Source organism: Bradyrhizobium sp. HKCCYLRH1030 (genome assembly GCF_051168395.1).
Lineage (GTDB): Bacteria > Pseudomonadota > Alphaproteobacteria > Rhizobiales > Xanthobacteraceae > Bradyrhizobium.
The window spans coordinates 133,834-146,892 of record NZ_JBNPUY010000009.1 but is presented as its reverse complement, the minus strand read 5'-3'; the positions used below and the strand labels follow the sequence as shown (position 1 = coordinate 146,892).

The 13,059-nt window shown below is 65.1% G+C and carries 11 protein-coding genes and 1 tRNA gene; 5 read left to right on the top strand and 7 right to left on the bottom strand.

What is annotated here, in order from left to right:
- Positions 1-62: 62 nt before the first annotated feature.
- The 5 genes from ACQR1E_RS25110 (at position 63) to ACQR1E_RS25090 (ending at position 3,444) form a co-directional block, all read left to right on the top strand.
- A complete protein-coding gene (locus ACQR1E_RS25110) occupies positions 63-419 on the top strand; it encodes an integration host factor subunit alpha (RefSeq protein ID WP_315711462.1) in 357 nt (118 codons plus the stop codon).
- 136 nt (positions 420-555) lie between these two features.
- Positions 556-1,119, top strand: a complete 564-nt coding sequence (locus ACQR1E_RS25105) for a MerR family transcriptional regulator (protein WP_315711463.1) — start codon at positions 556-558, stop codon at positions 1,117-1,119.
- A 202-nt stretch (positions 1,120-1,321) separates the two neighbouring features.
- Positions 1,322-1,399 (top strand) — tRNA-Pro (locus tag ACQR1E_RS25100).
- Between the two features lie 186 nt (positions 1,400-1,585).
- The gene (locus ACQR1E_RS25095; RefSeq protein WP_434897689.1) at positions 1,586-2,461 is read left to right on the top strand and encodes a class I SAM-dependent methyltransferase; all 876 of its coding nucleotides are present in this window, start codon (positions 1,586-1,588) and stop codon (positions 2,459-2,461) included.
- A 101-nt stretch (positions 2,462-2,562) separates the two neighbouring features.
- Positions 2,563-3,444, top strand: coding sequence for an AraC family transcriptional regulator (locus ACQR1E_RS25090; protein ID WP_315711467.1), 882 nt, complete (start codon positions 2,563-2,565; stop codon positions 3,442-3,444).
- Positions 3,445-3,973: 529 nt separating this feature from the next.
- Here the strand turns inward: ACQR1E_RS25090 and ACQR1E_RS25085 are convergent.
- From ACQR1E_RS25085 to ACQR1E_RS25055, 7 genes are all read right to left on the bottom strand, one after another.
- Positions 3,974-5,533 carry an oleate hydratase gene (locus tag ACQR1E_RS25085; protein WP_434897688.1) on the bottom strand — a complete coding sequence of 520 codons (1,560 nt, stop codon included), beginning with the start codon at positions 5,531-5,533 and terminating at the stop codon, positions 3,974-3,976.
- Between the two features lie 115 nt (positions 5,534-5,648).
- Complete coding sequence (locus tag ACQR1E_RS25080) at positions 5,649-7,208, bottom strand: oleate hydratase (protein ID WP_434897687.1); 1,560 nt, start codon at positions 7,206-7,208, stop codon at positions 5,649-5,651.
- Positions 7,209-7,361: 153 nt separating this feature from the next.
- Positions 7,362-8,837, bottom strand: a complete 1,476-nt coding sequence (locus ACQR1E_RS25075; protein WP_316165444.1) for an ABC transporter ATP-binding protein — start codon at positions 8,835-8,837, stop codon at positions 7,362-7,364.
- A 50-nt stretch (positions 8,838-8,887) separates the two neighbouring features.
- Complete coding sequence (gene biuH, locus ACQR1E_RS25070; protein ID WP_434897686.1) at positions 8,888-9,571, bottom strand: biuret amidohydrolase; 684 nt, start codon at positions 9,569-9,571, stop codon at positions 8,888-8,890.
- 15 nt (positions 9,572-9,586) lie between these two features.
- Positions 9,587-10,513 (bottom strand): ABC transporter permease, encoded by a 927-nt coding sequence (locus ACQR1E_RS25065; RefSeq protein ID WP_315711472.1) that lies wholly within the window; start codon positions 10,511-10,513, stop codon positions 9,587-9,589.
- A 3-nt stretch (positions 10,514-10,516) separates the two neighbouring features.
- Positions 10,517-11,626 (bottom strand): ABC transporter permease, encoded by a 1,110-nt coding sequence (locus ACQR1E_RS25060; protein ID WP_434897685.1) that lies wholly within the window; start codon positions 11,624-11,626, stop codon positions 10,517-10,519.
- Positions 11,623-12,732, bottom strand: a complete 1,110-nt coding sequence (locus tag ACQR1E_RS25055) for a BMP family ABC transporter substrate-binding protein (RefSeq protein ID WP_315827194.1) — start codon at positions 12,730-12,732, stop codon at positions 11,623-11,625. Before ACQR1E_RS25055 ends, ACQR1E_RS25060 begins: the two co-directional genes overlap by 4 nt.
- Between the last annotated feature and the right edge of the window lie 327 nt (positions 12,733-13,059).

Below are 13,059 nucleotides of genomic sequence, written 5' to 3'. Positions count from 1 at the left end.
CCACCGCCGCTTAACCTCTTAATTTCCGGAGCGAATTATTCGCCGTGAGTTTGGGGCAGGCGATGGCGGGAACCGGAAAAACAGTCACACGCGTCGATCTCTGCGAGGCAGTCTACCAGAAGGTGGGGCTGTCGCGGACGGAGTCGTCTGCGTTCGTCGAGCTGGTCTTGAAGGAGATCACCGACTGCCTCGAGCGCGGCGAGACGGTCAAGCTATCGTCCTTCGGGTCGTTCATGGTGCGCAAGAAGGGGCAGCGCATCGGACGAAACCCGAAGACCGGCACGGAAGTGCCGATCTCGCCGCGGCGGGTCATGGTGTTCAAGCCGTCCGCGATCCTGAAGCAGCGCATCAACGGCCAGCAGGGCAGCGGCAAGATGAACGGCGAGGCCAGTGCCGAGTTCGGCGCCGAGCCGGATTAGGGCCGAGGCCGTCGTCCCGCTGCTTTGCCGGCAGGGCCGTGTCGAACGCGTATCGTTCGTCCCGCGTATAGTTCGTCCAATCTTTTCAGCGTAGTCTCCCACTTTCTTGTCAGCACGGTCGAAGGGGAACGGGCATTTGGACAAGGCGCCGGATGCGTTTCGGACGATCAGCGAGGTCGCGCAGGAGCTCGACATTCCGCAGCACGTGCTGCGGTTTTGGGAGACCCGGTTCGCCCAGATCAAGCCGATGAAGCGGAGCGGCGGCCGGCGCTATTACCGGCCCGACGACGTCGACCTGCTCAAGGGCATCCGGCGTCTGCTCTATGGCGAAGGCTACACCATCAAGGGTGTGCAGCGCATCCTGAAGGAGCACGGCGTCAAATCGGTCCAGGGACTGGCCGACAGCTCCGCCGCGGTCTCGTTCGGCGCGATGGAGGAGACGCTCGGCCAGGCGATGATGGAAGAGGAGCCGATCGGCGAGGCCGAGGTCGAATCGGAGGACGAGGAGGAGGAAGCTTCCGACGAGGAGGGCATCGACTTCCGCTTCGTCGACACCGAGGACGACATCCTCGACACCTTCCGCGTCGGCCCACCGACCCGCGCCGGCATGAAGCCGGAGGAGCGGGAGAAGCTCCAGGGCGTGCTCAAGGAGCTGCTCGACTGCCGCGCGCTGCTCGACCGGGCGATGAGGGAGGTCTGAGGGGGCTGGTCGTCAGAATGCGCCAGCATGACGGCGGGTGTCCGTTGCATTGAGCCACGCCGAGCGCCGCGAGTCGGCTGTGCACCCTCCACCGTTCTGGAAGGGGGCGAAGGGCGACGATCTCCGCTCCATCCGATCACGCCATGAAACCCTTCCGCCGTGCCTTGCATCCCGCCCCGATCACGGCTAGAGGAACGGCCATCGGAGCGTGGCGCAGCCCGGTTAGCGCACTAGTCTGGGGGACTAGGGGTCGTGGGTTCGAATCCCGCCGCTCCGACCATTTTCTCAAATCGCTGTATTTGACGTCGGCCGATGCGGTTTTGCGCGCACCTGCCACGACCGCTTCGTCCGTGAGATTGGCTTTTCAAGCTGCAGACCGCCCCCTAAACTCCCCGAACTGGGCGCCGCTGGACACTGTTCGAGCCGGCTCGTTTCATTTGTGAACTTTGTTGCCGAGACTTCCCTCATGGACGCCGCCGTCGCCGACATCTCCTTTGGGCATTTCGAGAACGCCGAGCAGATCGCCTTCTGGAACGGTGCGGGCGGCGGGCGCTGGGTCGCGCGCCGCGCCGAGATCGATGCGGTGCTGGCGCCGGTGCAGGAGGCGCTGCTGGAGCGCGCGGCAATTCAGGCGGACGAACGGGTGCTGGACATCGGCTGCGGTTGCGGGGCGACCTTGATCGCGGCGGCCGAGAAGGTCGGCCCCGGCGGCAGCGTGCTCGGCCTCGACGTGTCCGCAGCCATGCTGACCGCGGCCCACGAGCTCGCCCCTGCCGATGCGCCGGTGAGCTTCGTGCAAGGCGACGCCATGGTGCACCACTTCAAGGCCGCGAGCGCCGATCTCGTCATCTCCCGCCTCGGCGTCATGTACTTCGCCAATCCGGTGCGCGCCGTGCTCAACATCCGCAATGCGCTGCATTCGGAGGGGCGCGTCGCGTTCGCCTGCTGGGGCGAGCTGCGCGACAACCCGTGGGCGCTGGAGCCGCTGCAGGCGGCCTATGACCACGTGCCGAAGCTGCCGGGCTTGCCGCCGCACGCGCCGGACGATTTCGCGTTCGGTGCTCCCGAGTGGATGGAGACGGTGACGACCGATGCCGGGCTGCGGCGCATCCGGCTGGAGCGTCACGACATCGCGCTCGACTTCGGCGCGGGCGCCGGCCTCGATAGCGCGGTGCAGACGGCGCTCGCGATCGGGCCCGGCGGCCGTGCCGTGGCCGGGCAGCCGTCCGAGGCGGTGGAGGCCGCGACCGCCGCCGTGAGGAAGGCGTTGGCGCGCTACGCCAAGGGCCCGGGCGTCATGGTGCCCGCTTCGTTCTGGACCGTGACGGCCGTCGATCCGTGAAAGTCGGTCTTGATCACTGAGCCCCGTGACAAAGCCGCAAGATCGGTCGAGCGCGTCATGTCCGCCTGCGCTTAGCTGCAGCCGCCACGGAGCACGGAACGATGAAGGCGGCGCTGCGAAACTACCATGCGCGGATGCAGCGGGTGCTGGATCATATCGACCGGCATCTGGAGGATGATCTCGATCTGGACGCGCTGAGCAGCATCGCGGCCTACTCGAAATATCATTTCCACCGGCAGTTCACGGCGACCTTCGGTCTGTCCGTGAATCGCTACATCCAGCTCGCCCGCATGAAGCGGGCGTCCTATCAGCTGGCCTACAGCGATGCCCAAAGCGTCACCGAGGTCGCGATGGAGGCCGGCTACGACGCGCCGGACGCCTTTGCCCGCGCCTTTCGGCAACGGTTCGGGCAATCGCCGTCATCGTTCCGGAAATCTCCCGACTGGGAGCCGTGGCTTGCGGCCTTCGGGCCTCTCGACGACGCAAGGAGCAAGCTGATGCGGACGACCTATACCCCTGACGACGTGACGATTCGCGAGGTGCCGACCACGCCGGTGGCGATCATGGAGCATCGCGGCGACCCGGCCACGCTCGGCGCCACGATCCAGCGCTTCATCGCCTGGCGCAAGGCCGCCGGTCTGCATCCCCGAACCAATCCAACCTTCACGGTCTGGCGCTCCGAGCGTCGCCCGGCCTCGCCTGCCGACTACAGCGTGGACCTTTGTGTCGGGACCGACCAGCCGGTCGAAACGCAGGACGCGACAATCAGGGCCGGCGTGATCCCCGGCGGACGCTGCGCGGTGCTGCGTGTCGTCGGCAACACCCACAATCTGGAGCCGGCCGCGCTGTTCCTCTATCGCGACTGGCTTCCGGCCAGCGGCGAGGAGGCGCGTGACTTCCCGATCTATTGCCAGCGGCTGAACTTCTTCCCGGAGGTTCCCGAGCACGAAATGGCTGCGGACCTGTTCCTGCCGCTGAAATAGCGCCTGACGGCCGGATCCATCCTAAAAACTTGCAGCCAGGAGCCTTCTCAACCTTCGAGCCCCGCAGAAGGCGGCTCTGAAGGGGAGAGGGGCCTTCGTTGGAGCGATTCCTGTTCCATTCGGGAACCGCGATCGGCCATGTCCGTTAACGATCGAGCAGCTCAATTGAGGCCCCACACCCTGACATTGAACCTTTGCGCGCACGCGCGCACCAAACCTGTGTTCGGCTCGTTGTGGAGCCGGTTCCAGGAAATTTCAGACTGACATCGGGGTTCACCCCGATGTGCTGTTCATTGTCGTTGAAGGAGGCGCGTATGGTCCTCAGGACTTTGAAAGTTTCGCTGTCCGTTTTCGCCGCTGCAACCTCGGTGGTATCGCTGTTTGCCGTCAGCTGGGTCGGTCTCGCACTGCTCGGCTACTGACAATTCACGCAACAAGGATCGAGGCGCATCTGTGCCTCGCGAGACGGAAAGCGCGCCCCGGATAGAGACTGATCCGGGCGCGCTCGCTCTTGCCGATGCGAGAGGCGTTATGCGAAGGCCTTCTCCATCGTCTCGATCAGCACGCGGAACGACTTGTCGTGGCGCGTGATCAGCGGGATCGCCCGGGTGATTCCGAGCAGCTGATAGACCGCCATCTGCGCCGCGCGCACCGAGTATTCCACCGTGAACACGACGTCGTCGGGGATCTCGACGAACTGGCTGACGAAGGCGAGGTTCTTCGAGTTCGCCGGCACCGGCAGCGGCCGGTCCGCCTTGTTGCGCGGCATGAACATGCTGGTGATGTAGGGCAGGCGGCAGGGCACGCAGGTCGCCTGGTCGAACACCGAGAGGTCGAAGTTGAGGTGGCCGCAGAGCTCCTTGAGAATGTCGGCGCCGCCGCAATCGGCCATCGCCTTCGGCACAAAATTGCCGATGCGATCGGGATGCAGCGCATAGCCCCAGAACACCTGCACGTCGGCAGGCTGATCGACGAAATGCGGCTGGTGATACAGCACGACCGACATCAGCCAGTTGGATTCGGTGAAGGTGACGAGCCCGCCGGTGCCGGCGGCGTTGCCGCTGAACGCCTCCATCGCGTCGAAGAAGCGCGGATTGCGGCAGGTGACGGTGAACGATTCCCAGCAGGATTCCGGTATCGATGAGTTGAACGCCGCGGGATTGCCAAAATCGGGGCGGTCCTTCGCGATCTTCTCCCACAGCGTCCAGCCCTGGCTGTCCTGCCTGGTGAGCCGCGGCGGCGGTGCATCCTGGGTGCCCAGGCTGGTCGCGTCCGTCATCGAGCCGTTCTGCAGGAAGACGAGATCGTCGCTCGACAGCGCAATCGTCTCCGGCTGGCCGCTGCGATCCAGCGTCAGACGCTTGACGACGTGCTTGCCGGCTTCCGTCGCGATCTCCATGTCGGTGACGTCGACGCCGCCGGCGAAATTCACGCCATGGCCCTCCAGCCATTTGACGAGCGGCACGACGATCGCGTCGTACTGATTGAACACGGTGCGCTTGACGCCAGCCAGCGTCTCGATGCGCGGAAACTCGTTCATGAAGCGATGCAGATAACGCTTGAACTCGACCGCGCTGTGCCAGGGCTGGAACGCGAACGTCGTCTGCCACATGAACCAGAAGTTCGTGGTGAAGAACGGTGGCGACAGCCAGTCGGTGATGCGGGAGTTGCCGAGCTTCTCCTCGGAGGCCTCGGTCAGCCGCACCAATTCGAGCCGGTCCTGCATGGTGAAGCCCATGGTGGAGACGTCGACCTTGTGCCGGTTGCGGTCGACGAGGCGCGCCTGCGAATGCGCGACATGGACCTTGTTGAAGGCGATCGTCTCGTCGCGCACGGTGCGGTTGGGATCGCCGGCATCGGGGATGGTGGAGAGCAGGTCCCACGTGCACTCGTAGTGATCGGTCGTCAGCATGCGGCCGCCGCGCAGCGAATAGGAGCCGTCGGGCAGCCGCGCACCATCGAGGCTGCCGCCATAGGGCAGGTGCTTTTCGAAGATCGTGATGTCGCGGCCTTCGACGCCGCCGTCACGGATCAGGAATGCCGCGCCGGCCAATGCGCCGATGCCGCTGCCGATGAAATACGCCTTCATGATGGTTCACCCGGGATCGTGTGCTACGATCCGGGGCTTAGCCGCTGTGTTCCCTCATGGAACTGATCCAGGTCAAGCGCTGCGACGCGCGGTGATCACGATCTCGCGTGGTCCGTCAGGCGAATGATTTCACCACCGACTGCAGCAGCACCTTCAGCGATTTGTCGTAGGGCGTCACGGGCGGAATGGCCCGGTCGATCTTCAAGAGCTGATAGACCGCATGCATGGCCGCGCGCACCGAATATTCGATCGTGAAGACGGCGTCCTCAGGCAGCTCGACATATTGGCCGATGAAGGCGAGATTCTGCGAGGTGAGCGGCACCGGTAGCGGCCGGTCGCCAAAGCTGCGCGGCATGAACATGCTCATGATGTAGGGCATCCAGCACGGCACGCAGGTCGCCTCGTCGAACACGGCGAGCGGGAAGCGCAGATGCCCGCACAGCTCCTTCAGGATTTCGGCGCCGCTGCACTCGGACATCGGCTTCCCCAAGAAATTGCCGACGCGATCGGGATAGAGCCCATAGCCCCAGAAGATCCTGATGTTGTCGGGTTGGTCCGGAAAGTATGGCTGGGTGTAGAGCACGATCGACATCCGCCAGTTCGAATCCTTGAACGTGACGAGCCCGCCGGTGCCGGCGACATTGCCGGTGAAAGTCTGCATCGCATCGAAGAAGCGCGCATTGCGGCAGGTCACCGTGAACGACTCGAAGCTCGATTCCGGAACCGATGAATTGAACGCGGCCGGATTGCCGAACTCGGGGCGGCCCTGTGCGAGCTTCTCCCACAGGGTCCAGCCGTGGCTGTCGTCCTTGGTGAGCTGTTGCGGCGGAGCCCCGTGGCTGCCGAGGCTGGTCGCATCCGTCATGGAGCCGGCCGTGTAGAACACCAGATCGTCGTCGGCGAGATCGATCGTGCGGCTCGCGCCGTCCTGCGTCAGAGCAAGCCTGACGGCGCGGTGCTTGCCGCTGATGGTGACGAGCTCGATATCGGTGACATCCGTGCCACCGACGAAGTTGACGCCGTGGCCTTCGAGCCAGCGGACCAGCGGCTTGACGATCGAGTCGTTCTGGTTGTGCACCGTCCGCTTGACGCCGCCAAGCGTATCCATCATCGGGAATTCGTTCATGAAGCGGCGCAGATAGCGCCTGAACTCGACCGCGCTGTGCCAAGTCTGGAAGGCGAACGTCGTCTGCCACATGTACCAGAAACTGGTGGTGAAGAAAGGCGGCGACAGCCAGTCCGAGATCAAGGAATTGCCGAGCTTCTCCTCGGAGGCCTCGGTGAGCCTGGTCATCTCGATGCGGTCCTGCATCGAGAAGCCCATGGTGGAGACGTCGACCTTGTGCCGGTTGCCGTCGACCAGCCGCGCCTGCGCGTGGGTGACGTGGAGCTTGTTGAACGCCACGGTCTCCTGGAGGATGGTCTCCTGAGCGTTGGTTTCGCAGGGAATGGTCGACAGCAGGTCCCAAGTGCATTCGTATTGCTCGGTCGTCAGCATGCGCCCGCCGCGCATCGAGTAGGAGCCGTCCGGAAGACGCGTGCCGTCGAGGCTGCCGCCATAGGGCAGGCGCTTCTCGAAGACGGTGATGTCCGATCCGGAGATGCCGCCGTCGCGGATCATGAATGCTGCGCCTGAGAGCGAACCGATGCCGCCGCCGATGAAATAGGCCTTCATGAGACCGACCTGCAATCTAAGGGTTTGAAACACAATAACGAAAATGCGGGCAGGCGCGGCGTATCACAGGCCGATCAAAGCCCGCCGGGAGCCATGTTACCCCGGCGCGATGAATTAGTCGTCAACACGTTGAAGTCGTTTCGCGGGGCCGGCTCAATGCCCCGCCATGTGGCGGCCGATCTCGGTGAGATCGGCACCGCTCGCCCGGGTCTCGTAGACCAGCTGGCCGTGGAACATCACCACGAGGCGGTCCGACAGTTCGAGCAGCTCGTCGAGGTCCTCGCTGACCAGGAGCACGGCTGCGCCGCGGTTGCGGGCGGCCATGATCTCGGCATGGATCTGCGCCACCGCCGCGAAGTCGAGGCCGAAGCAGGGATTGGCGGCGATCAGCACCTCGACGTCGTGGCCGAGCTCGCGCGCCAGCACGGCGCGCTGCACGTTGCCGCCTGAGAGTGCCGAGATCGGCGTGTCCGGCGTGCGGGTCTTGATCTTGTAGCGGTTGATCTTGGCGGTCGCGTCCTTTCGGAAGGCGGACTTGTTCAGCCAACAGCCGCCGCGCGCGAACGGAACGCGGTCGAAATCGCGGAGCGCGATGTTGTCTGCGACGCTCATGCCGCCGACGCAGGCGTTCCTCAGTGGCTCCTCGGGGAGCAGCGACATCTTGTGCCGGCGCATCTCGTCGCGCGTGGCGGAATAGGCTGCGCCGGAAACTCTGACAGCGCCGCTCTCGGCCTCGCGCTGGCCGGCGAGCACCTCGACCAGCTGGCGCTGGCCGTTGCCGGAGACGCCGGCGATGCCGACGATCTCGCCGGCGCGTACGGTCAGCGACAGGTCATGCACTGCCAGGCCTCCGGCGTCGTCGCGGGCGACCAGCTTGTCGATCGCGAGCCTGATCGCACCGGCCGCGCCGGTGCGCGCCGGCTGTACGGTGAGCTGCTCGGCGCCGATCATCATCCGCGCCATGTCGTCGGGGGTGAGCTCGCCGACCTTGCCGCGGCCAGCGAGCTTGCCGCGCCGGAGGATCGTGACCTCGTCGGCGAACGCCATGACCTCGCGGAATTTGTGGGTGATCATCAAAATGGTCAGCTCGCCGGCCTCGACCATCTTGCGCAGCATGCCCAGGACTTCATCCGCCTCGCCCGGCGTCAGCACCGAGGTCGGCTCGTCCAGGATCAGGAAGCGCCGCTTCAGATAGAGCTGCTTGAGGATCTCGCATTTCTGCCGCTCGCCGGCGGAGATGTCCGACACTTTGGCGTCGAGCGGCACGCGGAACGGCATGCGCGCCAGGAAGGCCTCCAGCTCCTTCTTCTCCTTGGCCCAGTTGACCACTGCCGGTACGTCGTCACGCGCCAGCACCAGGTTCTCGGCCACCGTCATCGCCGGTACCAGCGTGAAGTGCTGGTAGACCATGCCGAGGCCGAGCGCATGCGCATCCCTGGGGTTGTCGATTGCGCGCTCGCGCTCGGCGATCAGCACATCGCCCTCGGTCGGCCGATAGTAGCCCATGATGCATTTGACCAAGGTCGACTTGCCGGCGCCGTTCTCGCCGAGCAGCGCGTGGAACGAGCCGGGCCTGACCTTCAGCTCGACATTGTCGAGCGCGGTGAACGCGCCGAAGCGCATCGTCATCGCGATGGCCTCGACGCCGAACGCGCCCGCAGGCGTCGGATCGTCGCCGATCACGACAGCGCCTCGATCAGCGCGGAGGAGGTCGCGACCGCGCCGAACACGCCGCCCTGCATCTTGATCATCTTCAGCGCGTGATCGTGATTGCCCTTGTCGGTGGCGCCGCAGCAGTCCGACAGCAGCACGCATTCGAAGCCGCGGTCATTGGCTTCGCGCATCGTGGTGTGGACGCACACGTCGGTGGTGATGCCGGTCAGCACGATGTTCTGGATGCCCTTGAGGCGCAGGATCAGCTCGAGGTCGGTGGCGCAGAACGAGCCCTTGCCGGGCTTGTCGATGACGATCTCGCCCGGAGCCGGCGCGAGTTCGGGAATGATCTCCCACCCCGGCTCGCCGCGCACCAGGATGCGGCCGCACGGCCCGGGATCGCCGATCCCGGCGCCGATCTGCTGCGAGCGCCAGCGCTTGTTGGCGGGCAGGTCGGAGAGATCGGTGCGGTGGCCCTCCCGGGTGTGGATGATCAGGAAGCCCTGCGCGCGCATCACCGTCAGCAGCGTCTTGATCGGCTCGATGGGGGCGCGGGTCAAGGAGAGGTCATAGCCCATCTTGTCGACATAGCCGCCGACGCCGCAGAAATCGGTCTGCATGTCGATCACGATCAGTGCCGTGTTCTCTGGACAGAGATCGCCGTTGTAGGGCCAGGCATAGGGCTCGGAGCGGATGGTGCGCGCGGTCATGATGGACCTCCGAAATCAGCGGGTGATGGACAATTCAGCCGGCGCGCCGCTCAGGGTGCGTTTCGGCGAGCAGGTGATGATCATGATCAGCAGCGTCAGGATATACGGCGCGGCATTGAACAAGTGATAGCCGGAGGTGACGCCGACGGATTGCAGCGCCGGTCCGAGCGCGGCGGCGCCGCCGAACGCCAGCGAGGCCCACAGGCACAGCATCGGGTCCCAGCGTGCGAAGATCACCAGCGCCACCGCCGTGATGCCTTGTCCCGACGACAAGCCCTCGTTCCAGCTGCCGGGATAGAACAGCGACAGGAACGAGCCGCCGATGCCGGCGAGGAAGCCGCCGGCCATGGTGGCGCGCAGTCGGATCATCAGCACCGAATGGCCCATCGCCCGCGCCGCGTCGGCGCTCTCGCCGGCAGTGCGGATCAGGAGGCCCCAGCGCGTGGTCTTGAATGCCCACAGCAGCAACGGCGCGAGTCCCACGCCAAGCAGGAACAGCACGTTGATGCGCAGCGCGGCGCGAACCTGCGCCACGTCGCTCCACCAGCCGAAATCGATCGCCGGCAGCCGCGCGGCGGTGGGCTCGATCAGCGGCTTGCCGAGGAAGAAGGCGAGGCCGGTGCCGAACAGCATCAGCGAGATTCCTACCGCGACGTCGTTGACGCGCGGCAGCGAGCAGATGCCGGCGTGGAGCGCGCCGAGCAGCGCGCCGGTGAGGCCAGCGGCGAGCACGCCTGCCCACGGCGATCCCGTGAGATAGGAGATGCCATAGGCGCTCATTGCGCCCATCACCAGGGTGCCCTCGAGGCCGAGATTGATGCGGCCCGAACGCTCGGTGATGCATTCCCCTAGGCTCACGAACAGGAACGGCGTGGAGACGCGGATGGCGCCGCCGAGCACCGCGAGCGGCACGGTCCAGAGCCCGATATTGCCGTCAGCCATGGATCAGGACTTTCCCTTGAGGAAACCGATGCGGCCGTAGAGCGCGTCGCTCGCCAGCACCGAGATGAAGATGATGCCCTGAAGCACCAGCACCGAGGCGTCGGGCAGGCCGAGCCGGCGCTGCAGCAGTCCGCCCGACGCATTGATGCCGCCGAGCAGGATCGCGACCGGAATGATGGCGAGCGGATTCTGCCGCGCCAGGAACGCCACGAGGATGCCGGTGAAGCCGTAGCCGACCGCGAGGTTGGCGTTGGTGCGGCCCTGCACGGCGGCGACCTCGACCATGCCGGCAAGGCCGGCGCAGGCGCCCGCGAGAAAGCAGACGGTGAGGATCAATTTGCCGACCGACAGACCGACGATCTTGGCGGCGCGGATGTTGCCGCCGGCGACGCGCGCGGCAAAGCCGAAGGTGGTGTGGTAGATCAGCACATAGGCCGCGATGGCGGCAATCAGGCCGAACACCAGGCCCCAATGCACGTCGGCGCCGGGAATGCTGCCGATCATGTTGGCGGCGCCGATCTCGCGCGTCGACGGCTTGTTGAGGCTGGCCGGATCGCGCATCGCGCCTTCGACGAGATGGTTGAGGATCGCGAGCGCGATATAGACCAGCAGCAGGCTCGAGATCGTCTCGTTGACACCGCGATACTGCCGCAAGGCCCCGGACAGCAGGATCCACAACCCGCCGCCGGTCATGCCGGCGATCACCATCGCGATCTGCACCACCAGCGGCGGCATCCCCTGCAGCGCCAGTGCCGCCGAGGTTGCCGAGAGCGCGCCGATCAGGAGCGCGCCTTCGCCGCCGATGATCACCATGCCCAATTGCGCGGGCAGGGCGGTGCATAGCGCTGTCAAAATCAAGGGAGCTGCCCGCGTCAGCGTGTTCTGCCAGGAGAACCAGGTGCCGAACGCGCCGTAATACATGTACCAATAGAGGTCGAGCGGGTTCTTGCCGAACAGCGCGACGAAGATGCCGAACACGATGAGCGCGGCGACCAGCGCCGCGCCCGGGATGAGAATGTATTCAATGCTCGCGCCATAACGTTGCAGGAAACCTGCGTCGGCGGCCGGCGCGATGGCGGCCGCATCAACCGGATCGGCCGCCTCTGATGTCACGACGTGGCTCCGATCACGCCCTCGACCAGGTAGTCCATCTTCTCGAGCTCAGGATCCTTCTGGCCGCGCTCGGTGCCGGCGGTGATCACGGTGTTGCCCTTGTTGTCCTTGATCGGGCCCTTGAAGATGGTGTAGCCCTCACCGAGGAACTTGCTCTTGATGTCGTCGGCATGCTTGCGCGCCTGCTCGGACACCGCCTCGCCATACGCCGAGATCTTGACCACTTCTTCCTTGAGGCCGCCGCGATAGAAGTTCGGAATGCTCTCGCCAGCCTGGAGCATCTTGACGAACTTCGGATACAGCGCTTCCCAATTCCATTCTGCGCCGGTGAGATACGCTTTCGGTGCCAAAGGCGACTGGTTGACGTGATAGCCGGTGACGAAGGCGCCGCGGCGCGCGGCATTCTCCACCATCGTCTTGGGGCCGTCGACATGGCAGGTCAGGACGTCCACGCCCTGGTCGATCAGGCTGTTGGTGGCCTCGGCCTCCTTGACCGGCATCGACCAGTCGCCGGTGAAGATCACCTGCGTGGTGGCCTTGGGATTGGCGAGCTTGGCGCCGAGCGTGAAGGCGTTGATGTTGCGCAGGACCTGCGGGATCGGCTTGGCGGCGACGAAGCCGAGCTTGCCGCTCTTGCTCGTATAGCCGGCGACGATACCGGCAATGTACTGCGCCTCGTCGATATAGCCGAAATAGGAGCCGGCGTTCTTCGGGTCCTTCTCGCTCCACAGGCCGCCGCAGTGCTCGAAGCGCAGCTTCGGATACTTCGCGGCCATCTTGATCATGTGCGGATTGTAGTAGCCGAACGAGGTCGGGAAGAGCAGGGTGGCGCCGTCGAGATTGATCATCGACTCGATCGTCTTCTCGACCGCGTCGGTCTCCGGCACCTTCTCCTCTTCGATCACCTTCAGCCCGGGCAGCTTCTTCAGCGCCGCCGCGCCTTGCGCATGCGCCTGGTTGTAGCCGTAGTCGTCGCGCGAGCCGACATAGATGAAGCCGATCGTCGTCTCCGCTGCGAAGGCCGGCCGCAGGCCCGCGGCTGCGCCGAGCGTCAGCGCCGCGCCACCCTGCAACAGATGCCGTCGTGAAATCCTGCCAAAGTCCATTGGTGAGCTCCCTCGGCGGGTCGGTCCGCCCGCGCTGTCATCTCGGCTTCACCGCCACGGCGGAGCCTTGAAGGGAGTGATCGCAAGCTTTGTGCCAGCGGCGCGTGGGAAGGCAGGCGCACCAAGCTGTTGAAATGGCGCGATTTTGCAGATGATCGCAGCTTGGGCAGACGAATTTCCTGCCCGATATCAGCCTAAAATTTAGTCAACTGACTTTAATTGTATGCAACGAGTTCGACCGGATGGGACCAGTACCGCTGCCTGCGACGCGGCGGCGGCCTCCAGCTCAAAGCGGTGCAGAACGAACGTCGCGGCGAGGAGGAGAGG

Coding starts and splice junctions, on each gene's coding strand:
- ACQR1E_RS25110 (WP_315711462.1), top strand. CDS start 63: ATGGCGGGAACCGGAAAAACAGTCACACGCGTCGATCTCTGCGAGGCA.
- ACQR1E_RS25095 (WP_434897689.1), top strand. CDS start 1,586: ATGGACGCCGCCGTCGCCGACATCTCCTTTGGGCATTTCGAGAACGCC.
- ACQR1E_RS25090 (WP_315711467.1), top strand. CDS start 2,563: ATGAAGGCGGCGCTGCGAAACTACCATGCGCGGATGCAGCGGGTGCTG.
- ACQR1E_RS25085 (WP_434897688.1), bottom strand. CDS start 5,533: ATGAAGGCGTATTTCATCGGCAGCGGCATCGGCGCATTGGCCGGCGCG.
- ACQR1E_RS25080 (WP_434897687.1), bottom strand. CDS start 7,208: ATGAAGGCCTATTTCATCGGCGGCGGCATCGGTTCGCTCTCAGGCGCA.
- ACQR1E_RS25075 (WP_316165444.1), bottom strand. CDS start 8,837: ATGACGATGCGCTTCGGCGCGTTCACCGCGCTCGACAATGTCGAGCTG.
- biuH (WP_434897686.1), bottom strand. CDS start 9,571: ATGACCGCGCGCACCATCCGCTCCGAGCCCTATGCCTGGCCCTACAAC.
- ACQR1E_RS25065 (WP_315711472.1), bottom strand. CDS start 10,513: ATGGCTGACGGCAATATCGGGCTCTGGACCGTGCCGCTCGCGGTGCTC.
- ACQR1E_RS25055 (WP_315827194.1), bottom strand. CDS start 12,732: ATGGACTTTGGCAGGATTTCACGACGGCATCTGTTGCAGGGTGGCGCG.